This window comes from Daejeonella sp., assembly GCF_049655485.1.
Taxonomy (GTDB): Bacteria; Bacteroidota; Bacteroidia; order Sphingobacteriales; family Sphingobacteriaceae; genus Daejeonella.
The window spans coordinates 23908-48209 of record NZ_JBASJU010000316.1 but is presented as its reverse complement, the minus strand read 5'-3'; the positions used below and the strand labels follow the sequence as shown (position 1 = coordinate 48209).

The window sequence follows — 24302 nt, the reverse complement described above, 5'->3', positions numbered from 1 at the left end:
AAGGTAAATTTTTTCAGGATTACCTTAAGAGCTGCCGGTTTATTACGTTTATTGAGTTATTCCATCTCCGTTTTTAAACGAAGAATTTATACTTACCGGTAGTTTGCCCTTTGCTTTGAGGCTTCCCGCAATCACCCGTGCGCTAGCCTTTTGGGCTTCTTCTGAGTTTTGGTAGTTTAGTATAATGGTTTCTGCCGCTTCGATACCTGGCAAGCCAGCAATAGCATATGGATTAGCAAAAACCACCATAGTGCTGTTCATTTTTGCAAGCTCAGCTATGAACAGTTTCATCGGGTTGTTATAATCCAGCACCGCCCCGGGGCGCCTCCGGGTATCTTGTATCCCTACGATTATCTGATCATAATTACGAAGTTCTTTACTAACATTAACTATGTCGTTATTCGACGCATTTTTTGGCAGGATAAAATGAACTGAATTGTCGAGCTGAGGCCTTACCATGGTGTGAAAGGTATTTGTGCCAGTAGCGCCCATACTAATAATAGCAGTCTTCTTATTTCTATCAAAATTCCTGATCTGACTGTCGCTGTTCAAAATGGTAACAGCGGCATCTGCCAGACGCTGATTTAAGGCCATAGACTCCGGACGATTAAGTTCGGGAACAACGTTTGTCGTTTTTAGAGGCTGCAAATTGTTAAGCCCCGCCCAATATTTAGCTATCAAGATTTTCTTTACACTTTCATCAATGCGCTCCCAACTTAAACGATTAGTCCGAATTGCCCGACGGACAAGTCTGATGGCCCTGGCCGAATTTTGAGAAAGTTCAATAACATCATTTCCGGCGATAATACCACGTACATCAGCCTCACCGCCTGGAAAGAACTTAACAACACCCTTCATTTCCATGGCATCTGAGAATATCAGTCCTTTAAAGCCGAGTTCTTCTTTAAGTATGCCTGTAACAATTGGATTTGAAAGAGTAGAAGGGAGATTTTTAGTATTATCTAGTGCAGGGATGTTCATGTGGGCTACCATCACGCCAGATGCATCCTGTTTTATAAGTTCCTTAAACGGATACATTTCAAGCGAATCTAACCGATCCCTGGTGAACGGCAGTTGTGGAAGATCGTAATGGCTGTCAACGTCTGTATCACCGTGTCCGGGAAAATGTTTAATGCTTACCAGGACATTATTATCCTGAAGCCCTTTCATGTACGCGGCTGCTTTTGCTGTCACATTATATTTATTGTCACCAAATGACCGGATACCGATTACAGGATTCTTTGGGTTGTTATTTATATCGACATCAGGAGCAAAATTAACATGCATGCCTAGTCTCTTAAAGTCGATGGCAATCTGCCTGCCCAATTCGTAGATGAGGCTATTATCCTGAATGGCACCTAGCGTCATCTGATATGGGTATGACATCGTGCTGTCGAGTCTCATTCCCAGACCCCACTCTGCATCCATAGCGATAAGCAAGGGTACCTTACTCAGCGATTGATATTTGTTAGTTAGAATCGCTTGTCTTCCGGGACCACCCTGAAAGAAAACCAAGCCACCTATATTCTCACGTTTGATAATTTGGGCAACGGAATCCTCGTACGCTTTTCCCTTGTCCGTATGAGCCCTGATCATAAACAACTGCGCTATCCTGTCGTGCCTGCTTAGTTTTTTGAACACAGAATCAACCCATGGATTCGGGTCATTTAGTGATTCGATATATGACTTCTTCGTTTGTCCCATAACAAGCGCGGGAGAAACAAAAAGAAAAATGAGCAACAGTTTTTTAAGCTTTAGGTACATGATTGGTGGTCAATAAAATTGGGTGATGATATTATCAAAGAAAAAAGTTAGAAACAGCAATATTAATAAAAAAGTTAGGCTCAAGCTTAAAGAAATGCTAAACATCCATACAGATACTTCGTCTTTTAGTCGCGGTTTTAGAAATCTGTAGAGTAAATATATACCGGCAATATTTAACAAGATATAAATGAAACACAGTAGAACTAAATACATCGGTGAAATAATTAACGAAATAAAAGTATAAATATATACGTGGATGTTCAAACAACCTCAACAATAACTGCAATATGAAAACCGTTCGACTTTTGGCATCATTTTTTCTTGGGTGCAGACAACTAAAAAAAAGAAAGATGAAGAAAGTATTAGTTTTAGCAATAGGCGTGATGCTTGCAGGAGCGGCAAACGCGCAAACATTCGGAATTAAAGGCGGGGCCAATTTCGCAAATATTATCAAAACTGGTGACGAAGAATTCAACACCGAAATAAAAACAGGATTTAATGCTGGAATATTTGCTGACATTCCAATTGTGTCGAGTTTAAGTTTTGCACCAGAATTGATGTTTTCCCAAAAAGGGTATAAAACTTCTGGGACAAGCTTATTATTCGGTCCGAACGAATATTCTGTTACAACCAATTTTATTGACCTTCCCATCCTTGCAAAGATTAATGCAACTAATAAGTTCAGTATCGTAGTGGGACCACAAGTTTCGTTTTTAACATCAACTACTGAAAAATTTACTCAGGGGTCTGACTCGTATAAAAACACCATTAGAGAAGAGAACGACAACTTGAGGAAAAGCCTATTTGGTGGAGTTGGAGGTATTAATATAGGTTTGACCGATGCATTAAGCCTGCAGGGGCGATACGCGATCGATTTCCAAAAAAACAATGGCAACGGTACATCAGAAACTCCCCTTTATAAGAATCAAGTGTTTCAGGCTAGCCTGGCTATAAAACTTTAGAAAAAAACGAGAGTTGAAGAAAGCCCCGGTTTTTAACCGGGGCTTTCTTATTTAATAGTATTCCAGCCCTAGATTCTAATTGCACTTTAAATAGCATTATTAGGTGTTTTCCAGTTTAATCTGTCAATACCAAATAACAATTGAATAAACCGCATCCTCATTCTTAATCACCACTTAAATTAATTATTTGAAAATCAGCACTCAGGTCGAATTCGCAAATATTTTGTTCCAAGAACTATTTTTTGGCATGATTGTTTACTAAAACCCTGTAATTAATTAAACATTGAATTTAAATACTATGAAAAAGATAATTGTATTAGGCGCAGCATTGCTATTTGCAGGTTTCGCTCAGGCGCAAAGCCCAAAATTTGGAATTAAAGCTGGATTAAATATTGCAAAATTTGCAGGTGATCCAGATCCTAACAGTGAGTTCAACACAGGATTGGCCGCTGGTTTTTTTACCAATGTGCCACTTTCTTCAGGATTTTCATTTGAGCCTTCGTTAGAATATTCTCAAAAGGGAGCTGAATATACTAGCAGAACTGGGAATGTAGACACTGAATTTAAAACCAAGATCACTTATTTGGATCTTCCTATCATGTTTAAGTACAATTTAACCCCGGCTTTTGGCATCCTAGCAGGTCCGCAGGTTTCGTTTTTCCTGGACCAGGAATCTAAAGTCGTTACCGGAAGTTCTTCTTCAACGTTCGAAGGTAACAACGATTCGTACAGAAAATCTCTTGCTGGAGGTAAAGTAGGACTAAGCTATAACTTCGGTGCTGTAATGATGAACGCCAGCTACGCAACTGATCTGCAAAACCTTTACAGCGATGATAACAGGGACTTGAAAAATCAGGTTATTAACGTTGGTCTTGCTTTTGGATTTAAATAAGCAAAGCTCCAATAAAAAAGCCCCTGATAAAAATCGGGGGCTTTTTTTATGTAAACAACTTTATGTTACTGTCCATTGATTTGGATCTCGGAAATTTTCCAGCCCGCATCAGTTTTCTTGAACTTGAAGGATAATTTATAAGTTCCGGAAATATCATCTCCTCCTGAAACTGATCCTTCAACGGTATAGTCTGCTGATCCAATTGCTTCCATTTCTGTAATCCCAAAGGATTTATTACCCACAGAAGATTTCTTGATATCATATACAGCACCTGTAAAAGCTTGTATAGTAGATTGTTTATTTATCGATTCACCAGTAGGCATATAGGTCATACATTCACCGGTCAAATTAGTTTCCATCCATTCTTTGTCCTTTTTTGACATAGCCAAAGCAAAACCATCAGCAAGTGAAGTAAGTTCTTTTTCGTCATCAATTATTAAATTAGAATAAGCCTGAGGGCCTACAAATAATACTATCAGGACAAGGATAATTACCTTCTGGATGAGTCTCATTCTTATAAATGTTTAGTAATTTCTGGAGACATCGGTGTAACTGCTGAACGGAATCTGTGGATAAGTTGTCCTTTCTCATCAATCAGAAATTTTTCAAAATTCCATTTTATTTCACCCGTAAAATCAGGATTTTTAGCTGTGGTCAGGTATTTGAACAAAGGACTGATGTCGTCGCCTTTCACGCTGGTTTTCTCCGCCAGGGGAAAAGTCACGCCAAAGTTTTTCTCACAGAATTCTTTAATGTTAAGATTTTCACCAGGTTCCTGCCCACCGAAATTATTCGCAGGAAATCCAATTATCACTAATTTGCCTTTGTATGCATTTGCAAGCTTTTGCAAGTCGGCATATTGTTTTGTGTATCCGCATTTCGATGCTGTATTGACTATCAGGATTTTCTTTCCTTTATATTTTTTCAGATCCAAGGTCTTTCCTTCGATATTTTGGACTTTGAATGTGTAGATCGTGGCTGGTGCCGTTGAGAGGATCATTGCGATAATTAATACAAGTGTTTTCATTTTTATTTATAGTTTATTTTGGTTAGAAGCGTGTTAAGCAGATTGTATCGGTATTAAACTTAAATGTTGGCTGGTCCAAAGCGTATAAATTTACTGCTTAAATTACGAAATATACAAACATTATAACTCGTAGTAGTATGATTATTACATAGATATGATTCAATGGCGCACCAATCATCTAACATACACTGCGTTTCCTATTGAGAAATTCTGTAAATAGCCAGGTAAACTGTCCAAAATAATTTCCATGCTTACAGAAAATAGATTATGAATTGTAAATTACCAGCTCAAATTTATATGTAAGCTTATGTTGAAGCCAATTTTAACTGTTTTAAGCCTGATAGCAGCAACTTCTATTTACGCACAGGATAAGCCCACGGTTTTTAAGGGTGCGCTTATTTATACCGTTGCAGGGCCGCCTATTCAAAACGGCACCTTAATAGTTCATAAAGGAAAAATCGTTAGTACAGGCCCTTCGGATATGAGAGTTCCATCCGATGCTGTAGTAATAGATGCCACGGGTAAAGTAATTATGCCCGGACTGGTTGACAGTCACTCTCATCTTGGCGGTCCGGATGGAGGCGATGCTTCAGCGGCCTTAAATCCTGACACAAGAGCAATGGATGCGATTAACCCAACGAGTGATGGATTTAAAAAAGCATTGGCGGGAGGAATTACTACGATAAATGTTATGCCTGGAAGTGGTCATCTCATGAGCGGGCAGACGGTTTACATAAAAATGCGGGAAGGTAAGATCATTGAAGATTTACTAATCACGAATGAAAAAGGTTTGTATGGCGGACTTAAGATGGCGAATGGAACAAATCCGATACGGTCAACGCCAGGGAATTTTCCAGGTACAAGAGCTAAAAGCGCAGCCATGATGCGGGACTTATTTACTAAAGCAGTTGAATATAAAACTAAGGTAGACAAAGCAGGCGGTGATGCTTCCAAAATGCCTGAAAGAGATTTGCGAATGGAACCACTCTTAGAGGTGATGTCAGGGAAGCGTGTGGTTCATTTTCATACTCACCTCGCAAATGATATCCTAACTGCCATTCGCTTGGGTAAAGAGTTTGGGTTTAAACCTGTTCTTCATCATGTATCTGAGGGGTGGAAAGTAGCCAAAGAGATAGCAGAAGCTGGAGTTTCATCATCCATTATAACTATTGATGCGCCGGGCGGAAAAACAGAGGCAATGGGATTATCCCTGGAAACTGGAGCCGCCCTGGAAAAAGAAGGTGCTGCGGTAGGGTTCCATACGGATGATGGCATAACGGATTCCAGATTGTTCATTCGTGGGGCTGCTTTGATGGTTAGAGAAGGTATGGGCAGAGAAAAGGCTATAGAAGCTCTGACATTAGCCGGTGCAAAAATGATGGATCTGGGAAGTAAAGTTGGCTCATTAGAAAAAGGAAAGGACGCTGATTTTATCATTTTGAATGGAGATCCTTTTAGCACCTATACCAAAGTAGAACAAACCTGGGTTGAAGGAGTAAAGCGATGGGACATCCAAAACCCTAAAGATAAGGCATTCTTAACCGGCGGATATGATGTTTTTTCACCTGTTCGAAGTGAATTTCATCATCATACCGGAGAGCAATAATTGGATTAGTGGTTGGTGGTTAGTAGTTAGATCGTAGAATTTAGAAGCTTAACTCCTGAAAAATCAGGTTAGCCGAAAGTTTACTCTTTTCAATATTTTTTAAAAGCAGCTAAATGACAATGAAAAACATTTTTACAATTTGTATTTTTTTAATTGGTTCTGCCTCCTTACGTGCGCAAATAGCCATTAAAGCCGAAACTATTTATACTGTTTCAGGAAGTCCGATCAAAAATGGTATTGTGTTGGTTAAGGACGGGAAAATTGAGAATGTAGGTACGGGTTTAACTATACCAGCAGGATATAAAACCTTTGAAACAAAAGTACTCAGCCCTGGCCTGGTAGATGCCAGGACCCTGGTTGGAATATCCGGTTCGCAAAATATTCCTACGGACCAGGATCAGCTGGATAAAACCAGCCCGATACAACCGGACCTTAGAGCAATTGATGCCTATAACCCAGAAGAAAACTTGGTTAAAGTTGTCCGTGATTACGGTATAACTACTATCCATACCGGACATGGTGTGGGCGCATTAGTCAGCGGACAAACCATGATTGCTAAAACAAAAGCAGGAACGGTAGAAACGGTAGTGATCCAGCCTTTAAGTATGCTGGCAATGACCCTCGGGCCATCCGTATCTTCCAATTTCTCATCTCCGGGCACCAAGGCGAAACAGATGGCCATGATCCGTACAGAATTTCTCAAAGCACAGTCTTACACAAAAAAACAATCAGACAAGGATACCAGTAAACGGCCTGCTGTTGACCTGAAAATGGATGTTTTGGCGAAAGTGTTAAACGGGGAAATTAAAGCTCTCATTACAGCGAATAGCAGCAATGATATCATGAACGCCATTCGCCTGGCAAAAGAGTTTAATTTTAAATTGGTGATTAATGGTGCAGCAGAAGCTTATCGCCTGATACCTGAAATTAAAGCAGCTAAAGCAGAAATTGTATTGCATGCAACTATGGCAAGAAATGGCGGTGATATGGTGAACATGAACCGGGAAAGCGCAGCCATCCTTACAGCAGCAGGAATGCCGGTGAGCATTGAAAGCGGTTTCGAGGCTTACGTTCCTAAAACACGTATCATCCTTTTTGAAGCAGGCCAGGCCATGGCCCACGGACTGTCATTCGATGAAGCACTAAAAACTATCACCTTAAATCCTGCGAAATTGCTTGGTATAGAAAAACGCGTAGGTAGTATTGAAAAAGGAAAGGATGCCGATTTGGTTTTATATAACGGTGACCCCTTTGAATACCTCACCAAAGTTTGTGTGGTAATTATTGATGGGGTTGTGGTGAAGGAGGAATGTAAGTAAGATATAAGCGAAGCGACTTTGCACAAGCTGGACCATAAAATTCACGGTCACAACAAAAGGAATAAAAATGTTAATAACCAAAGTGACTGGTTTTGAACAGGTTGTCAAAAAGACTTCAATAATGTGAATATGTTAAGAAAAATGCTTACAAATCTCGATCACTTCTATTAGATTTATATCAATAAAAAAACGCCGGGCTTTATAATGCTCACCCGACGTTTTAGTTCTTTCTCGGCGTTTTACTAAGTATAGCTAATGAAACTAACTTCGTATCCGGACTAAAAGAGAAAGAATTGTGACCCTCTAAATCACAATATTTTACAAACAAAGCCTTGTCAATGACAAGGCTTTGTTGTTTATCTTAATTAACTACATCCTCCCTGTGTACCACAGTTCAAACACTTATAACAAGTACCTGATCTCACCATAATGTGACCGCAGTTTCCGCAAGCCGGAGCATCGGACTGGCCGCCGCCTGAAATATCAAGAACTGGCTTTAACTTCAGCCCAGATGCTGAAACCGGGTCTGTGATGGCTGCCTCAGCAAATGTGTTCGATTCATCATTGTTCACATCTTCATCAGCCATTTGAGGATTTCCCAAAACCGCCTTCTGCTCAGTAAGTACATGCACCAGATCTGTACGGCTCAGGTATTCATAACCTAGCATCCTAAAGATATAGTCGATAATTGATGTTGAACTTTTGATATTATCATGTCCGCTAACCATACCGGATGGTTCAAAACGGGTGAAAGTAAATTTGTCAACAAACTCTTCCAATGGCACTCCATATTGAAGTCCCACAGAAACAGCAATTGCAAAACAGTTCATCAAGGAACGGAAGGTTGCACCCTCTTTATGCATATCCACGAAGATCTCACCTAAAGTGCCATCTTCATACTCCCCTGTGCGAACAAACACTGTCTGGCCACCAACAGCAGCTTTTTGGGTAAATCCGCCGCGTTTACCCGGCAGATTTTTACGTTCTACCACTGAAGAAAGTTGGCGCTTAAATTTAGTATCGGTTGAACGCTCAAGTATTGCCCTTGCAGCTTCAAGAACCTGGTCAGCAGTTAGATCACTTAACTTCACATTTCCAGCTTCGCCAAGTACTTCTTCTACGGTATCCAGCTTATCTTCCTTGCTGTCTGATGATTTTGTAGATAATGGCTGCGATAATTTACAACCATCACGATATAGTGCATTAGCTTTCAAAGCAAGCTTCCATGACAATTCATAACAGTCTTTGATTTCATCAACTGACGCTTCGTTTGGAAGGTTAATGGTTTTAGAAATAGCGCCCGATAAGAACGGTTGTGCAGCAGCCATCATTTTGATGTGCCCGTGCGCGTGAATGTAACGCTCCCCTTTTTGACCGCATTTATTAGCGCAATCAAAAATCGGATAATGCTCTTGTTTCAAATATGGAGCACCTTCTAAGGTCATAGTACCGCATATAAATTCATTTGCTTCAGCGATTTGCTGACGGTTAAATCCGATAGCACGCAATAAATTGAAATCAGGTGAAGAATATTGTTCCGATTTAAATCCCAAGCGGTTCAAACACTCTTCACCAAGGCTCCATTGATTGAATACAAATCCTATCTCAAAAGCAGCCAGTAAAGATTTGTCGATCTTTTCAAGCTCGTCCTGAGTAAATCCTTTCGCCGCCAAGCTGTCGAAATTGATATGCGGGGCACCTAGTAAAGTAGCAGCACCTTTAGCATAATTAACTATGGCTTCGATTTCATGTTCTTTGTAACCCTGGTTACGCAAAGCCGCCGGAACGCCCTGGTTAATGATTTTAAAATAACCACCCCCAGATAATTTCTTGAATTTCACCAGTGCAAAATCCGGTTCGATTCCGGTAGTATCGCAATCCATTACCAGACCGATTGTACCTGTTGGAGCGATTACAGTAGTTTGTGCATTACGGTAACCGTATTTCTCTCCAAGTTCAACAGCTTTATCCCATGAATTACATGCTGCAGAAAGCAAATAATCAGGACAGTATTTAGGATCAATTCCCGGAGGCGCTATTTCAAGCCCTTCGTAAGCATCATTATTATAAGCAGCATAGCGGTGGTTACGCATTACCCTAAGCATATGATGCTTATTTTCATCATATTTTTTGAACGTTCCCAGTGAATTTGCCATTTCTGCAGAAGTAGAGTAGGCAGTACCTGTCATTACAGCGGTAATAGCACCGCCAATTGCACGGGCTTTATCGCTATCGTAAGGGATGCCAGCAACCATCAGCATAGAGCCAAGGTTTGCATAACCTAAGCCAAGCGTGCGGTAATCATACGATAACTGTGCAACTTCCTTTGATGGAAATTGTGCCATCAAAACAGAAATTTCAAGTACCACAGTCCAAACACGACATGCATGTTCGAAACCCTTAACATCGAAGATTAAAGTTTTAGGGTCAAAGAAATGTGCAAGGTTTATAGATGCCAGGTTACATGCTGTATTGTCAAGGAACATGTATTCAGAGCATGGATTAGATGCGTTGATACGCCCGCCTTCCGGACAAGTATGCCACTCATTAATTGTTGTATCATATTGAATACCAGGATCTGCGCAAGCCCATGCAGCAAAAGAAATATCATTCCATAATTTCTCTGCAGAAACAGATTTTACCGTGTTTCCACTGATACGGCCAATCAGATCCCAATTACCACCTTCATTCAGGGCTTTAAAGAACGTGTTTGGTACACGTACCGAATTATTAGAATTTTGTCCTGAGACTGTACGATATGCTTCACCTTCATAATCAGAGGAATAACCTGCGGCGATTAATGCAGCGACTTTCTTTTCTTCTTCAACTTTCCAGTTTACAAAACCTTCGATTTCCGGGTGGTCCATATCCAGGCAAACCATCTTAGCAGCTCTACGGGTTGTTCCGCCAGATTTAATTGCACCGGCTGCCCGGTCACCGATTTTCAGGAAGGACATTAATCCTGAAGAATAACCACCCCCGGAAAGTTTTTCGCTTTCACCACGAATAGCAGAGAAATTGGTTCCTACACCAGAGCCGTATTTAAATATCCTCGCTTCACGAACCCAAAGATCCATGATACCACCGTCATTTACCAGATCATCGCTGACCGAAAGAATGAAACAGGCGTGAGGCTGCGGGCGTTCGTAAGCGGATGTTGATTTCTCCAGATGGTCTGTATCTGGATTAACGAAATAATGTCCCTGAGGCTTTCCGGTGATTCCGTATGAACTATGAAGGCCGGTATTAAACCACTGCGGTGAATTTGGTGCAGCAAGCTGTCCAACTATAGTGTAAACCAGCTCATCATAAAATACATTAGCATCCTCTTTACTTTCAAAATAGTTATAACGCTCACCCCAGGATTTCCAGCAGTTGGCCATACGATGAGCCACTTGCTTGATACTGGTCTCAGAAGATGTCGTTCCATCGGGCTGTGGAACTCCCGCTTTCCGGAAATATTTTTGGGCAAGTATATCTGTTGCCACCTGGCTCCAGGTGTCGGGAACTTCCACATTCTTCATTTCGAACACTGCGTCACCCGCGGGATTACGGATCACTGATGTTCTTTTTTCATAATTGAACAGATCATAGACATCTACGCCTGCTTTTGTGAAATAGCGCTGGAAACCCAGACCCTTTCCGGTCCCTTTAGCGGCTTTGATTGAAGGTGCTTTACCCATAATATTATAATTGATGTTGTTTTTGAGTTCGATGGTATTGGTTGTAAGCGACTTACCTCCTGAAAAAAAGTTTAGAGGTTTTTAATCAAATCTATCAGTTGAAGGCTTGTTTTAGGAAGGAGAGTTTTCCACAGCTTGTTAGTGTATCGACACCTCAGCACTTAATAAGGTAGTAACGTTATGGTTTAAAGATGATTACGAGTGTGGAAAACTCAAAAAAAGGGCGATTTCAGGCCTTTTTCATTACACGAAAATACACATAAAAAAAGCCGGCGTTAGCCAGCTTTTTTTCAATTTTATTGGTTCTGGTAAAGACCGTTTTAGTCGATAACTGTAACCTTAATCATATTAGTTTTTCCCTTCTTCTCGATTGGAATCGCAGCAGTATTAATTACCACATTTCCGGATTCCACAAGTTTTTCGGATCGCAGAATCTGGTTCACTTCACGGATTGTCTTATCTGTACTTTCAAACTTATCGTAATAGAAACCTCTTACTCCCCATAACAAACTCAGCGTATTCAAAAGCTTGACGTTACTGGTGAAAATAAAAGTGGCCGCTTTAGGACGATAACTTGAAATTTCAAAAGCGGTATAACCGGATGAAGTCATAGAAATAATCCCGACAGCATTTGTTTTCTCTGCAAGAAACACTGCTGATCCGCAAACCGCATCGCCCATATAGGTTGATGCTTCCCTATTCAGGACTTTTGGATTGTTAAACGGGTAATCAGTTTCTTCAACATTTCTTACAATTTTCTGCATGGTTTCGATCACGATGAGGGGATAATCACCTACCGAGGTTTCTCCGCTTAGCATAACTGCGTCAGCGCCATCAAGAACGGAGTTAGCCACATCATTCACCTCTGCCCGCGTCGGTCTCGGTGAAGTAATCATGCTTTCCAGCATTTGTGTGGCTACGATTACAGGCTTAGATGCCGCGCGGCATTTTTTAGCTATCATTTTCTGAAGCATTGGAACCTGCTCCATTGGCATTTCAACCCCCAAGTCACCACGCGCAACCATCACACCATCAGTAGCTTCAATAATCTCATCGATATTATCGATAGCCTCAGGTTTCTCAATTTTAGCAATTACACGTGCAGCATTTCCGCTTCTGGCAATGATGCGCTTTAATTCAATAATATCATCAACGGAGCGTACAAAAGATAACCCTATCCACTCGACATCGTTTTTCAAAGCAAATTCAAGGTTGTTAAGATCCTCTTCGGTTAAGCTCGGAATCGACACTTTTGTATTCGGAAGATTTACCCCTTTACGGGAAGTTAGGTTACCGCCATAAACTACCTCACACTGGACAGAATCCTTATTGTTGGTTGAAAGCACCCGCATCTGGATTTTACCATCATCCAACAAAATGATCTCACCCGCACGAACATCATTCGGAAAGCTCTGATAAGTGATATAAATCTGCTTGTCATCACCAATAAGTTCTTTAGTTGTGATTTCAATCTTCTGGCCGCTTGCGAGGTTTATACCTCCATCTTTAACCAGGCCAATGCGGATTTTAGGACCCTGTAGATCGGCCAGAATTCCAACGTTGGTTTTGTATTTCTTATTTATATCACGAATAATATCAATTGCTTTCTGGTGATCTTCCTGTCCGCCATGGGAAAAATTTAAACGGCAAACATCCACACCCGCCTTTATCATACTCAACAAAACTTCTTTTTTTGAGGAGGCCGGGCCCAGGGTGGCCACAATTTTAGTTCTGTTATGAACGGATTTCATCTTTTTATGTCTTTAATATTTTTAAAATATCCAATAATAGTGTACCGAGTACACCATTCGGCGCGCTAAAATATGAGATTTTCTTTGGATTTCAATTTCTTGGGATCTACTTCCACTGCTACCAGCACCTCCGGGATCTTATTAATTCCACTAATTATCCCTCTCAACTCATCCCTATCGATATAATTGCGTATCAGCAAAAAGAAATCAACTTTTTTCATTTCGGGTACAAGAAAACCTTCGGAGCCTTTATTGGCAAGAATATAAAACTCTGTTTCCGTTTCCGGGATCAGATAGAAATACCTGCTGAAATAAAATAAGTCGTCATCATTGCCTAATAACATCTCTAAATCAGTAATTTTAGAAAAATCAGTTGACAGTTGTTTGTTAACTTTATAACAAAACATATAATCCCGAAGTTGCGCAGTGATTGCTACCAGCACGAAGTCAAGGTCTAATTCGAATTTTAATGTCGTTTTATTCAAGGCGATTATAAATGCTAAATTTACAAAAGTAAAACGCTTTAGGATTTAAATTGTATGATATATGTCTCACCGAAACAAAAAGGTTTGATAATTGACAGAATTTATTTTTCTTTGCACAGAATTATTTAACAATTAAACTAAAAAACCATGTCTGATATCGCTTCAAGAGTTAAAGCAATTATCGTTGAAAAATTAGGTGTTGACGAAAGTGAAGTTACACCAGAGGCATCTTTCACCAATGACCTTGGTGCGGATTCATTAGACACCGTGGAACTGATCATGGAGTTTGAAAAGGAATTCAACGTAGCTATCCCCGATGACCAGGCTGAAACAATAGGCACAGTAGGTCAAGCTATCGCTTATTTAGAAAAGAACGTAAAATAATTTTACGACATCCTCAATATAAATGGAGCTTAAAAGAGTTGTTGTTACAGGATTAGGTGCGCTTACTCCAATTGGAAATACTCTACCCGAATTCTGGGAAAGTTTAATCAATGGGGTAAGCGGCGCCGGTCCTATAACTCATTACGACCCCGAGAAATTCCGGACTAAGTTCGCCTGTGAAGTCAAAAACTTCAATCCGGAAGATTTTCTGGATAAAAAGGAGGCCCGTAAACTCGATCCATTTGTACACTATGCCATCGCTGCTTCTGATGAAGCAATTAAAGATGCTGGCCTGGACTTTCCTTCACTCGATACAAACCGGATAGGTGTTATCTGGGGATCGGGAATCGGTGGTTTAAAAACGTTCACTGATGAAGTGACGAATTTTGCCAACGGCGACGGAACACCGCGATTCAATCCTTTCTTCATCCCAAAAATGATCCTGGATATTGCTCCAGGACATATTTCTATCCGCCACGGATTGAGGGGACCCAATTTCTCTACTGTATCCGCTTGTGCTTCTTCTACAAATGCACTCATTGACTCATTCAATTACATCCGTCTAAATATGGCTGATATAATTGTATCAGGAGGCTCCGAGGCAATTATATACGAAGCAGGTTTAGGTGGTTTTAATGCCATGCATGCTCTGTCGACCCGGAATGATGATCCGAAAACAGCTTCGCGGCCTTTTGATAAAGACCGCGATGGTTTCGTAGCTGGAGAGGGTGCAGGAAGTATTATACTTGAAGAACTTGAGCACGCAAAAGCACGCGGTGCAAAAATTTATGCAGAGCTAGTAGGCGGAGGCATGAGTGCCGATGCAAACCACATTACAGCACCTCATCCAGAAGGACTTGGAGCAAGGCTTGTAATGACTAACGCTTTACGCGATGCTGAACTCAGCCCTTCAGATATCGATTACATTAACGTACACGGAACTTCAACCCCGCTGGGCGATATCAGTGAAGTAAAAGCAATTGTGGATCTTTTCGATGAACATGCTTTTAAGCTGAATATCAGTTCCACCAAATCTATGACTGGTCACCTGCTTGGTGCCGCCGGTGCCGTTGAAGCCATAGCAGCTATCCTCGCCGTCAAAAACGATATTGTTCCCCCAACAATTAATCACTTTACAGACGATCCGGGTTTTGACCCGAGGTTGAACTTTACTTTTAATAAAGCTCAAAAGCGCACTGTAAACGCTGCACTATCGAATACCTTTGGATTTGGTGGGCATAATGCCTCGGTTATATTCAAAAAATATAAGGCATAAAAATATTCCAGCAATTATTACGGATTATAAAAACTGTATATTAGTTAGTCGTTATCCGAATCAAACTTATTGATGCCCGTTTCCAAACTCTACAAACTTTATTTATCTCCGGATCGTAAATACATTAGGTCGTTAAAAAACCTTTTGGGCTTTGTACCAGGAAATTTGAGGCTCTACAGAATGGCTTTCCGCCATCGTTCTGTTGCTGTCGCTTTAAAAAATGGTACCAAGAATAGTAATGAACGGCTGGAATTTCTTGGCGACGCTATCCTTGGTTCTGTAATTGCCGAACTATTATTTAAAATGTACCCTTACAAAGACGAGGGCTTCCTGACTGAAATGCGATCAAAGATTGTAAGTCGCTCGAACTTAAACCAGCTGGCAAAACGTCTGGGACTTGACGAACTTATCGAATATGATACCCGAATCCTTTCCTATACAAATAAACAGGGTTCTCTTCTCGGAGATACTTTCGAAGCCATGATCGGGGCTATTTACATGGATAAGAATTATGATTTTACCCGCGACTTTTTGATCACCCGTATTATCAAACCCCATATTGATATACATACACTCGAGCTCACCGAAACAAACTTTAAAAGTAAACTTATCGAGTGGTGCCAAAGACATGGAAAAGACATATCGTTTGAGATCGTTCCAAACGGAGAGGGCGAAAATGCCAAATTATTTACCGTGCAGGTAACCGTAGATGGCGAAAACTGTGGTTTGGGCAGGGACTATAATAAAAAGAATGCTGAAAAACTGGCAGCTGAAAAATCTTGTGATTTACTCAATATCTAAAAGATGAAAATTGGTTCAGCCCACACTGAACAAAAAAATCTGCTTGTAGCCATAGCCATTATCATCCCCATGGCTTATTTCCTGCAATTAAACTCCTATCAACTCCTTTTTGAAGAGCCGAGGCGTGCTTTGGTAGCTCTTGAAATGATTCTGTCAGACAATTGGCTCATTCCAACTACCAATGGAGAGCTATATTACAATAAGCCACCGCTTTACAACTGGGTATTAATTGGCCTTATGAAAGTTTTCGGCACTGCAGAATGGGTAGTTCGCTTGCCCTCTGTTTTGTCAGTATTTGCAACTGCCTTTATCCATTTTCGTATCAGCAGAAATTATATAAGCGAAAAAGCAGCCCTTCTTTCAGCCCTTTTCTATATAAGCAGCGCCGATATACTCTTCTTTTTTTCGATGCTGGGAGAAATCGATCTTTTTTTTGCATTGATCGTCTATTTGCAATGTGTGCTTATATTTCACTTTTATCAGCAGAAAAAATGGCATTGGTTATTTATTAGTTCCTACCTTCTGGCTTCTGCCGGGGTACTTACAAAAGGAATTCCTTCATTGTTTTTCCAAGGCATAACCCTCCTGGTAATCTTCATTATAAACAAAGACCTGAAAAGAATATTTTCAATATGGCATTTGGCAGGAATTCTGCTCTTGGTCTTAACTTCAGGAGGTTATTTTTATCTCTATTCATTGCAACATGATGTGGAACCATACCTGGCCCGCTTGTTCACTGAAACGTTTTCCAGGACTGTTCTTGAAAAAAACTTTACTGACAGTTTCAGCCATATATTCAATTTTCCAGTAATGCTGATTAAAATAACTGCTCCGTGGTTTTTGCTATTGGGACTTACCTTCAAAAGGAATTGGAAAGTAAATCTTCGAGATAAGCCATTCCTCAAATTTTGTTTATGGTTTTGCCTTGCCAACGGTGTCTTGTATCTTTTATCACCCGGCACCCGTGAGAGGTATCTTTACATGTTCCTACCATTTATGTTTGTATTATTAGCCGATGCTTTAGACGAACTGCCTGAAAGCCCCTGGTTTAAAAGATTCTATTTATTTATCGGGATTACGGTAATCATGGGACTAATCGGAATAGGTATTTTTGGAATCACCCTACACTCAATTTTGCCATCGATAGTATGCATTTTGCTTGCGCTGATAATAGCTGGAGGAGTATATAAAATAAAATTCAGCAACATGTATGCTCATTTGCTGGCTTCCGTTCTGATCATCCTTTTAGCCCGGGTGGGATTTGATCTGGTGATTCTACCAACAAAAAAACAAACTTATCCGTATAGAAGTGATGCGCAGAAAATTGCCCGGTTAGTCGGGGATGAACAGTTATATCTGACCGGACCTCCTCAAGCAAAAGTTGACGACGTGAAGTTGGCCGGTAAGCATTTTATTACTTTCAAACGAGACGAACCGGCATACATGGTATATCAAACCTCTTTTTACTTATCCAAATTTACCGGCCGGATTCTAAAATACACACCGGTTCAAGATAAGCCTGGATTCTATATTGCTGAAGAGAATTTTATAGCTCCCGAAAAGATGAAAGTTTTCTACAGATTTAATAACAGGTCGAACAGCCAGGACCATTGGTATATTTTGTATAGAACCAAGCCTTTATGACAGGCATACAAAAAGCATTCTCCATGCTATTCGTTGTCTGGTGCTTTCTGGTATTCATATCAGCGATGCTATTGGTAATGCCCTTTATACTCATCATCTCCGCTTTTTCCAGGGATAAAAGAGGTTCCGATTATATATTTTTCTTCTTAAAGTTCTGGGGTTGGCTCTTTTGCCTTCTTGGATTTTTTCAGATCAGAACCCAAAATAAGATAACCCTTCAGTCTAACAAAGCCTATATCTATGTATGTAATCACAATTCATACCTTGACGCAATCGCTGTAGTACTAGCCATACCCAACTCATTCAGGCCGCTCGGGAAAGTCGAAATGGTTAAAGTTCCGCTTTTCGGGATTATCTATAGTAAGGTCGTAGTATTGATAGACCGGGCAAGTAAAGAAAGCCGGGCTCAAAGTGTGGAGGAGCTAAAACAAGATTTGGCTAAAGGGCAGTCAATCCTGATATTCCCGGAAGGAACCATGAACCAGGGCTATAAGCCACTCAGTGATTTTTATGACGGGGCGTTTCGTCTGGCTATTGAAACTCAGACCTCGATCGCTCCTATGGTCCTTATAAATGCAAGAAACTTGTTCCCCAGAGCCGATCCATTCCGCGCAAAACCGGGTACAATCACCTGTATATTCGACGAGCCCATAAATGTTACTGGTATGAGGCCAGAGGACCTTGAGACCCTCAAATCGCAGGTGTATAGCAAAATGGAGGCTATGATTAAAAGATATTCTTAATATTTAAGATTTTTTTCAGTGAGATCTGGCGCCTTAGGCAATGGCGGCAGACTAAGCAAACCCTTTGGCCTACCGGATTTATTGAAAGTTTCCAATGATCTATTCACATAATTTATGAGGGCATATTCATCCATCCTGGATAGATTCTCGTAATCAGGCCGATAGGTGACCATGAAATTCTTAAGATCCGCATCGGTCAATCCTGTTAAACGGCTCACAACTGAAGGGTTAAAGCGCCTGTCGATCTCAGTTTGCTCCAGTTCTCTCAGATAAAATAAATTAAACCGCCGTGCCTGGTTAGGCGTTTTACCGACCAGCTCATATATAGCGGTCAAAGGCTGGAAAACATAAGCAAGTAAAGGTGGTTTACCTGCATAAAAAGATCCTTTCTTTTGAAACTGCTCACGGAACTCATCCAACTCCTGCTTCTTGCTTTGACCAGTTATTCTCACCTCCTGCAGTTCTATCACTTTCTGCATTTGCAGGACCAGATCTGTCATCGACAATAATGGCTTTACAATATCTGAATAACCCTGTTTGGAAAGCAAAAGAGTATCGCCAGCGGACGCAGCAATCTGAAATAAACCCAACTCATTGCTAAAAACCCTGGCCCCGGTTTTCTTATTAAGAACAGAGACGTTCGCAATCCGGGAAACCCCAGATTTTTCAATGACCAGTCCCTGCACAGCGTTCTGTTGCGCGTGCGCAGAAAGTACACCCAAAAGGATGGTAATTAAAAACGATATGGTGAGTCGAGTCTGCCTCATTAATTTATTTCAAATTTAGCAATTAGAGCCCCTCAAATTCCTTAAATAATGTTAAATCTGCTTAAATCAGCCTCTGCACCTTTTAGTATTAAATCTTATCTTTGCCCGATGATAAAATCCATGACAGGATACGGTTTGGCTACAAAAGATTTCGCGAATGTGAAATATACGGTAGAGATCAAATCATTAAACAGTAAATTTCTTGAACTCTCTTTAAAAATCCCTAAAACTTTTTCAGATAAAGAGTTTGTTTTAAGAAACGATTGCAGCAAACAAATTGAACGTGGAAAAGTAAATGTCAGTATCAGCGTAGAACATGCTGAAACGACATTAAAGACTTCCAGCATTAATCAGGCACTGCTTAAACATTACTACGATCAGCTTAAATCCTCTGCTGTTGCTCTTGGAGATGCTGGAAGCAATTTATTGCAAATGGCCTTAAACTTTCCAGAGGTTGTTCAGTACAGTTCTGATGAGGGTAACGAAGATGAATGGAAAGCTGTCTATAAAACTTTCGGCGAAGCCCTGGTTAATTTCCAGAATTTCCGCCAGGATGAAGGAAATGTGTTAAAACAAGACCTCATCTTACGAATCAACAACATACTTGAAGGCATGAATTTGGTTTCTGAACAAGAGCCCCATCGTATTCCCGCCATCCGCGAACGGCTCAACCATTTCCTGGAAGATGCCGTAGGTAGGGAGAATGTCGACAAAAACCGCTTTGAACAGGAACTGATTTACTACATCGATAAACTTGATATCACTGAAGAAAAAATCCGGCTTAAAAGCCACCTGGATTATTTCCTGGAAGCGCTTAAGGATAAAGACGCCAACGGTAAAAAATTAGGCTTCATTTCTCAGGAAATCGGCCGCGAAATTAATACGATGGGTTCAAAGGCAAATGATGCAAAAATGCAGCAGATTGTGGTAGGGATGAAGGAGGAGTTGGAGAAGATTAAGGAGCAATTGCTGAACGTATTATAGAGTTGTACGTTTTACGTTATACGTTGTAAGTATGCAGCCGTACCTAACGTACCGATAATTAATTAAAAATCTAAAAACCAGAACGTATAACGTATAACGTACAACTTAACATGAACAAGGGTAAACTAATCATATTCTCAGCCCCCTCCGGAGCAGGCAAAACCACAATAGTGCAGCACCTGTTAAAGAAGGTTCCTTCTCTTTCGTTTTCCATTTCGGCCACTACACGTGAACAAAGGGGCGATGAGGTTCATGGGAAAGATTACTATTTTATCTCTCAGTCTGACTTTCTGCATAAAATTGCTCAGAAGGAATTTGTTGAATTTGAAGAAGTTTACTCTGGCACCTTTTATGGTACGCTCCGTTCCGAAATTGAACGTATCTGGGCAAGTGGTAAACACGTCATTTTCGACATCGACGTAGAAGGTGGCCTTCACTTAAAGAAAAAATACGGCGAAGATGCATTGGCCATTTTCGTTGATCCTCCTTCGCTTGAGGTTCTAATAGAACGATTAACCAGCCGAGGTACAGATGCGCCGGCAAAGCTGGCGGAACGGATTAAAAAGGCTGATAAGGAGCTTCAATACGCGCACCGTTTCGATGTAATTCTGAAAAATCATGATCTTGAAACCGCTTGTGCAGAGGCAGAAAAACTGGTTACCGACTTTTTAAAGAATTGATCATTTTAGTTTAAAAAAATGAAGATCGGCTTATTCTTCGGCTCATTCAATCCTATCCATATCGGGCATCTTATTATTGCTAATTACATGGCCAATCATACCGATCTTGATCAGGTTTGGTTAGTAGTATCGCCCCACAACCCATTAAAGGAAAAAAGCGATCTAATCAATATGTACGATCGTCTGGAAATGAGCAAACTCGCTACAGAAGACGCCGAAAACATCCGCGTAAGCGATGTGGAACTTAAACTGCCACAGCCATCCTACACAATTGATACTCTCACTTATCTTCACGAGAAATATCCGGAGCATCAATTCAGCCTTATTATGGGTTCAGATAACCTGGTTTCGTTAAAAAAATGGAAGAATTATGAGCTCATTCTTCGCGACTACCAGATCCATGTTTATCCACGTCCCGGATTTGAGAATGCGGAATTAATGACTCATCTTGCTGTACACCAAACCAATACACCTCTGATGGAACTTTCTGCAACCTTTATCAGGAAGGCTTTCAAAGAAAAAAAGAACATTCAATTTTTTGTAGCAGATAAAGTGTTGAAATTTATTGAAAGTAAGAATCTGTACCGCTAGAGAACCAACAACTCCTATGAGTGAAAAAACCATCCTCAAACTCCAGCTTCCCACAGATCCAAAATGGGTTAAGAATGTGGTAGAAAGCAATATCGAAGAAATCCTTACGGATCATGCATTTTGCGAACAGAAAGCGGCGAGTAATGCCATTACCCTGATTGTTCAGAACCCTAATCTTTCAGATCTGGTACAGGAAATGGCGATGTTGGTACAGGAGGAGATGGATCATTTCAAACGTGTTCACGATCTAATAATAGCAAGAGGCTTTGTGCTGGGAAGGGAGAGAAAAGATAATTACGTAAACGAGCTGATGCAATTTATGGTCAAAGGCGGGAGCAGGCAGGATCAGCTTATCGACAGACTGTTATTCTCAGCAATGATCGAAGCGAGGAGTTGCGAACGTTTCAAAGTGATGTCGGAGCACATAAACGACGAAAAACTTTCCAGGTTCTACTACGAACTTATGGTTAGCGAAGCCGGGCATTATACGATGTTCATAGGCCTGGCGCGAAAATACGCCGGCAATATTGACGTCGAAAAACGCTGGAAAGAATTTCTAGATTACGAGGCTAAAGTGATTCAGAATTACGGGAAGGCGGAGAGTATACACGGGTAAATAATTACGAATTAAAAATTACGAATTACGAATCTTGCGCGGAGGGGGGAACCCCTACTTCTTAAATATCAAGAAAATCGCCGGCCTCTTATGCAGCTCCGGCACTTTAGTCCTCCAATCCTTAATGGATTTTGTCTGCACGAACTCTTCCGTTGAAGTTAGATCGCACGCTATGCAAAGTCTGGTTTCCGGTTTACAGCTCTTTAGAATTTCCTCCAGCATCGGGTTATTCCGGAAAGGGGTTTCAATGAAAATCTGAGTTTGATTATGCCGTTCGGCATTTGCTTCCAGTTCTTTTATCCTGTTTGCACGCTGTAGTTTATCAATTGGTAAATATCCATGGAATGTGAAGCTTTGTCCGTTAAAGCCTGATGCCATTAAAGCCAGCAAAATGGAACTGGGACCAACAAGCGGTACCACTTTGATTCCTCTTTGATGGGCATAAGCCACAATCTCTGAACCTGGATCCGCCACTCCCGGGCAACCCGCTTCACTCATTAAACCGACATCTTTACCAGCTAAAAGACCTGTGAAAAACTCTTTGACACTGCTGTCGCGATTGTGTTTTCCATAGTCATGTACGATAAGTTCACTTTGGGGAGTCTTTAAGCCCGCTTCCTTTAAAAATCTTCGGGCTGTTTTACTGTTCTCGACGATATATTCGTTTATAGTATTAATAGTGTCGGTTAAGTATGGGGTAAAAGACTTCGCTGAAGCGTTTTCTGCCAGAGGCACAGGAATTAAATAAAGGGTACCGGTTGATATAGGTTGAGGCATTTGTAAAAATAAGCATTTAAAAAAGAATGGTGTTACAAGCTTGGAGATCGTTATCGGCATACTGAGTAATCTCTCAGTCAACCGGGCACTCCCATCCCGCATCTTGATACTCGATACCTGATACTTGATACTTCTTTCAAACGTAATTATTTTGATACCATACAACCATCTATGAAACACTCCCCTCTTACTATTAGATTATCAAATTAAATTATAGAGCCATGAAATCGAAGATTGAATTACCGGCCAATATTTTAGGGTTATTATTTCTATTCATAATTATGGGCGCGTCACCTGCCAAAGCGCAGTATAACGACTATGATGACGGGGTATCCCTGGAAATGTTTTATGAGGAATTATCGCCATATGGAGTTTGGATCAACGATCCGCTATACGGAAGAGTATGGCGGCCAGACGTCGACCAGGAAGAGTTCCGCCCCTATTATACCCGCGGCCATTGGGAAATGACGAAATACGGTAATACCTGGGTTTCCGATTACGAATGGGGCTGGGCGCCATTTCATTACGGGCGCTGGCATCACCATATCCGTAGGGGATGGGTATGGATTCCTGGCCTGGAGTGGGCACCAGCCTGGGTAACCTGGAGAAGCGGTGCCGGATATTATGGATGGGCACCCATGGGCCCCGGCATAAATATCAACGTCAACATTGGCAGGATCCCTAACTTCTGGTGGGTATTCATCCCTAAGCGGAATATTTATTACCTTTCCTATCCACGCTATGATTGGAGGAGGAATACTAATATTTATCACAACACGGTGATCATTAATAATATCTACGTTGACAATAGAAGCAGAAATCGCTACTACTGTGGACCCCGGGCAGATGATATCAGAAGGTATACCCTCCAGCCGGTTACTATTCACGATGTGAGAAACCTGCGTCCGCAATATGTAAACGGAAGAAGTAATCGCCCGGAGGTAATCAGGGGCAGGGATTCCAATCCGCGCCCGGTAAGGCCTCCAGATTCCGGAACGGGTGTAGTAAATGGCAGAAGCGATAATTCGATTGTTGATAGAACTGATAATTCCAACAGAACAGACCTAAACGGAAGATCGGGAAATACGGTGACGAGCCGCACAGATAATTCTGTTAACAGGGGTTCCGTTTCTAACCGTCCGGACAGAGTTACGACAACCAGGCCTGCCGACCAGGTCCTAACACATCCTGCAGAGCAGAAATTACCGGCCTCAAGCCAGCGCAATTCCAGGACATACGATAACCAGGATATCCGTGGAAGCCAGTCCGGAGAACGCGAGCGCCAGCAGATAACAGAACCCCAGACACAACAAAGCCAGCCCACTGCACCACAGCGGATAGAGCAACGCCCGCAACCACAGGAACGCGCTCCACAACAACGAGAAGTAGTCCGCGACAATAGCAGACAGGAAAGCCCAAGATCGAGTACTCCTGAACGAAGCTCTGAACGAAGCAGTGGGGGGAGACCGTCTCGAGGAAACTAAAAAATAGTTAACGGTTGAAAGTTTGCAAACGAAAAAACCCGGTCTTATCGATCGGGTTTTTTCGTT

At 41.2% G+C, this 24302-nt stretch carries 22 protein-coding genes; 14 read left to right on the top strand and 8 right to left on the bottom strand.

Features of this window, described 5'->3' with window-relative positions:
- Positions 1-48: 48 nt before the first annotated feature.
- A complete protein-coding gene (locus WBJ10_RS13020; protein WP_424290971.1) occupies positions 49-1764 on the bottom strand; it encodes a glycoside hydrolase family 3 protein in 1716 nt (571 codons plus the stop codon).
- A gap of 350 nt (positions 1765-2114) precedes the next feature.
- Between WBJ10_RS13020 and WBJ10_RS13015 the strand changes: the two genes are divergently transcribed.
- Together WBJ10_RS13015 and WBJ10_RS13010 are read left to right on the top strand one after the other, a co-directional pair.
- Complete coding sequence (locus tag WBJ10_RS13015; protein ID WP_424290969.1) at positions 2115-2726, top strand: porin family protein; 612 nt, start codon at positions 2115-2117, stop codon at positions 2724-2726.
- Between the two features lie 298 nt (positions 2727-3024).
- Positions 3025-3618, top strand: a complete 594-nt coding sequence (locus WBJ10_RS13010) for a porin family protein (protein WP_424290967.1) — start codon at positions 3025-3027, stop codon at positions 3616-3618.
- Positions 3619-3683: 65 nt separating this feature from the next.
- Here WBJ10_RS13010 and WBJ10_RS13005 read toward each other — a convergent pair whose 3' ends face one another.
- Both WBJ10_RS13005 and WBJ10_RS13000 read right to left on the bottom strand, forming a co-directional pair.
- Positions 3684-4130: a hypothetical protein gene (locus WBJ10_RS13005; protein ID WP_424290965.1), complete on the bottom strand. Its 447-nt coding sequence runs from the start codon at positions 4128-4130 to the stop codon at positions 3684-3686.
- Between the two features lie 2 nt (positions 4131-4132).
- The gene (locus WBJ10_RS13000) at positions 4133-4645 is read right to left on the bottom strand and encodes a glutathione peroxidase (RefSeq protein ID WP_424290963.1); all 513 of its coding nucleotides are present in this window, start codon (positions 4643-4645) and stop codon (positions 4133-4135) included.
- Between the two features lie 307 nt (positions 4646-4952).
- On the opposite strand from WBJ10_RS13000, the gene WBJ10_RS12995 reads away from it, so the two are divergent.
- Together WBJ10_RS12995 and WBJ10_RS12990 are read left to right on the top strand one after the other, a co-directional pair.
- Entirely contained in the window at positions 4953-6251 is a 1299-nt protein-coding gene (locus WBJ10_RS12995) for an amidohydrolase family protein (RefSeq protein ID WP_424290961.1), read from the top strand.
- Positions 6252-6370: 119 nt separating this feature from the next.
- The gene (locus tag WBJ10_RS12990; RefSeq protein ID WP_424290959.1) at positions 6371-7570 is read left to right on the top strand and encodes an amidohydrolase family protein; all 1200 of its coding nucleotides are present in this window, start codon (positions 6371-6373) and stop codon (positions 7568-7570) included.
- A 365-nt stretch (positions 7571-7935) separates the two neighbouring features.
- On the opposite strand, the gene WBJ10_RS12985 is transcribed toward WBJ10_RS12990, so the two are convergent.
- The 3 genes from WBJ10_RS12985 to WBJ10_RS12975 all read right to left on the bottom strand — a co-directional run bounded on the left by WBJ10_RS12985 (position 7936) and on the right by WBJ10_RS12975 (position 13489).
- On the bottom strand, positions 7936-11253 hold the full coding sequence (locus tag WBJ10_RS12985; protein WP_424290957.1) for a vitamin B12-dependent ribonucleotide reductase: 3318 nt from the start codon (positions 11251-11253) through the stop codon (positions 7936-7938).
- Positions 11254-11573: 320 nt separating this feature from the next.
- On the bottom strand, positions 11574-13004 hold the full coding sequence (pyk, locus tag WBJ10_RS12980; protein ID WP_424290955.1) for a pyruvate kinase: 1431 nt from the start codon (positions 13002-13004) through the stop codon (positions 11574-11576).
- A 65-nt stretch (positions 13005-13069) separates the two neighbouring features.
- Positions 13070-13489, bottom strand: a complete 420-nt coding sequence (locus tag WBJ10_RS12975) for an IPExxxVDY family protein (RefSeq protein ID WP_424290953.1) — start codon at positions 13487-13489, stop codon at positions 13070-13072.
- A gap of 147 nt (positions 13490-13636) precedes the next feature.
- Here WBJ10_RS12975 and WBJ10_RS12970 point away from each other — a divergent pair, with 147 nt between their 5' ends.
- The 5 genes from WBJ10_RS12970 (at position 13637) to WBJ10_RS12950 (ending at position 18337) form a co-directional block, all read left to right on the top strand.
- Complete coding sequence (locus tag WBJ10_RS12970) at positions 13637-13873, top strand: acyl carrier protein (RefSeq protein ID WP_008508386.1); 237 nt, start codon at positions 13637-13639, stop codon at positions 13871-13873.
- A gap of 22 nt (positions 13874-13895) precedes the next feature.
- On the top strand, positions 13896-15149 hold the full coding sequence (gene fabF, locus WBJ10_RS12965) for a beta-ketoacyl-ACP synthase II (protein ID WP_424290949.1): 1254 nt from the start codon (positions 13896-13898) through the stop codon (positions 15147-15149).
- 72 nt (positions 15150-15221) lie between these two features.
- On the top strand, positions 15222-15950 hold the full coding sequence (gene rnc, locus WBJ10_RS12960) for a ribonuclease III (protein WP_424290947.1): 729 nt from the start codon (positions 15222-15224) through the stop codon (positions 15948-15950).
- Between the two features lie 3 nt (positions 15951-15953).
- Positions 15954-17594 (top strand): ArnT family glycosyltransferase, encoded by a 1641-nt coding sequence (locus tag WBJ10_RS12955; protein ID WP_424290945.1) that lies wholly within the window; start codon positions 15954-15956, stop codon positions 17592-17594.
- Positions 17591-18337: a lysophospholipid acyltransferase family protein gene (locus WBJ10_RS12950; protein ID WP_424290943.1), complete on the top strand. Its 747-nt coding sequence runs from the start codon at positions 17591-17593 to the stop codon at positions 18335-18337. Before WBJ10_RS12955 ends, WBJ10_RS12950 begins: the two co-directional genes overlap by 4 nt.
- On the opposite strand, the gene WBJ10_RS12945 is transcribed toward WBJ10_RS12950, so the two are convergent.
- Complete coding sequence (locus WBJ10_RS12945; protein WP_424290941.1) at positions 18334-19104, bottom strand: hypothetical protein; 771 nt, start codon at positions 19102-19104, stop codon at positions 18334-18336. The genes WBJ10_RS12950 and WBJ10_RS12945 overlap by 4 nt on opposite strands.
- A 120-nt stretch (positions 19105-19224) precedes the next feature.
- Here WBJ10_RS12945 and WBJ10_RS12940 point away from each other — a divergent pair, with 120 nt between their 5' ends.
- From WBJ10_RS12940 to WBJ10_RS12925, 4 genes are all read left to right on the top strand, one after another.
- A complete protein-coding gene (locus tag WBJ10_RS12940; RefSeq protein WP_424290985.1) occupies positions 19225-20088 on the top strand; it encodes a YicC/YloC family endoribonuclease in 864 nt (287 codons plus the stop codon).
- 110 nt (positions 20089-20198) lie between these two features.
- Positions 20199-20768, top strand: coding sequence for a guanylate kinase (gene gmk, locus WBJ10_RS12935; protein ID WP_424290939.1), 570 nt, complete (start codon positions 20199-20201; stop codon positions 20766-20768).
- Between the two features lie 18 nt (positions 20769-20786).
- On the top strand, positions 20787-21359 hold the full coding sequence (gene nadD, locus WBJ10_RS12930) for a nicotinate (nicotinamide) nucleotide adenylyltransferase (protein ID WP_424290937.1): 573 nt from the start codon (positions 20787-20789) through the stop codon (positions 21357-21359).
- 16 nt (positions 21360-21375) lie between these two features.
- Positions 21376-21975, top strand: a complete 600-nt coding sequence (locus WBJ10_RS12925; RefSeq protein ID WP_424290935.1) for a tRNA-(ms[2]io[6]A)-hydroxylase — start codon at positions 21376-21378, stop codon at positions 21973-21975.
- Between the two features lie 54 nt (positions 21976-22029).
- Here the strand turns inward: WBJ10_RS12925 and WBJ10_RS12920 are convergent, their stop codons facing one another.
- Positions 22030-22740, bottom strand: a complete 711-nt coding sequence (locus WBJ10_RS12920; protein WP_424290983.1) for an SAM-dependent methyltransferase — start codon at positions 22738-22740, stop codon at positions 22030-22032.
- Between the two features lie 233 nt (positions 22741-22973).
- Here WBJ10_RS12920 and WBJ10_RS12915 point away from each other — a divergent pair, with 233 nt between their 5' ends.
- Positions 22974-24236 (top strand): DUF6600 domain-containing protein, encoded by a 1263-nt coding sequence (locus tag WBJ10_RS12915; protein WP_424290933.1) that lies wholly within the window; start codon positions 22974-22976, stop codon positions 24234-24236.
- Positions 24237-24302: the final 66 nt, after the last annotated feature.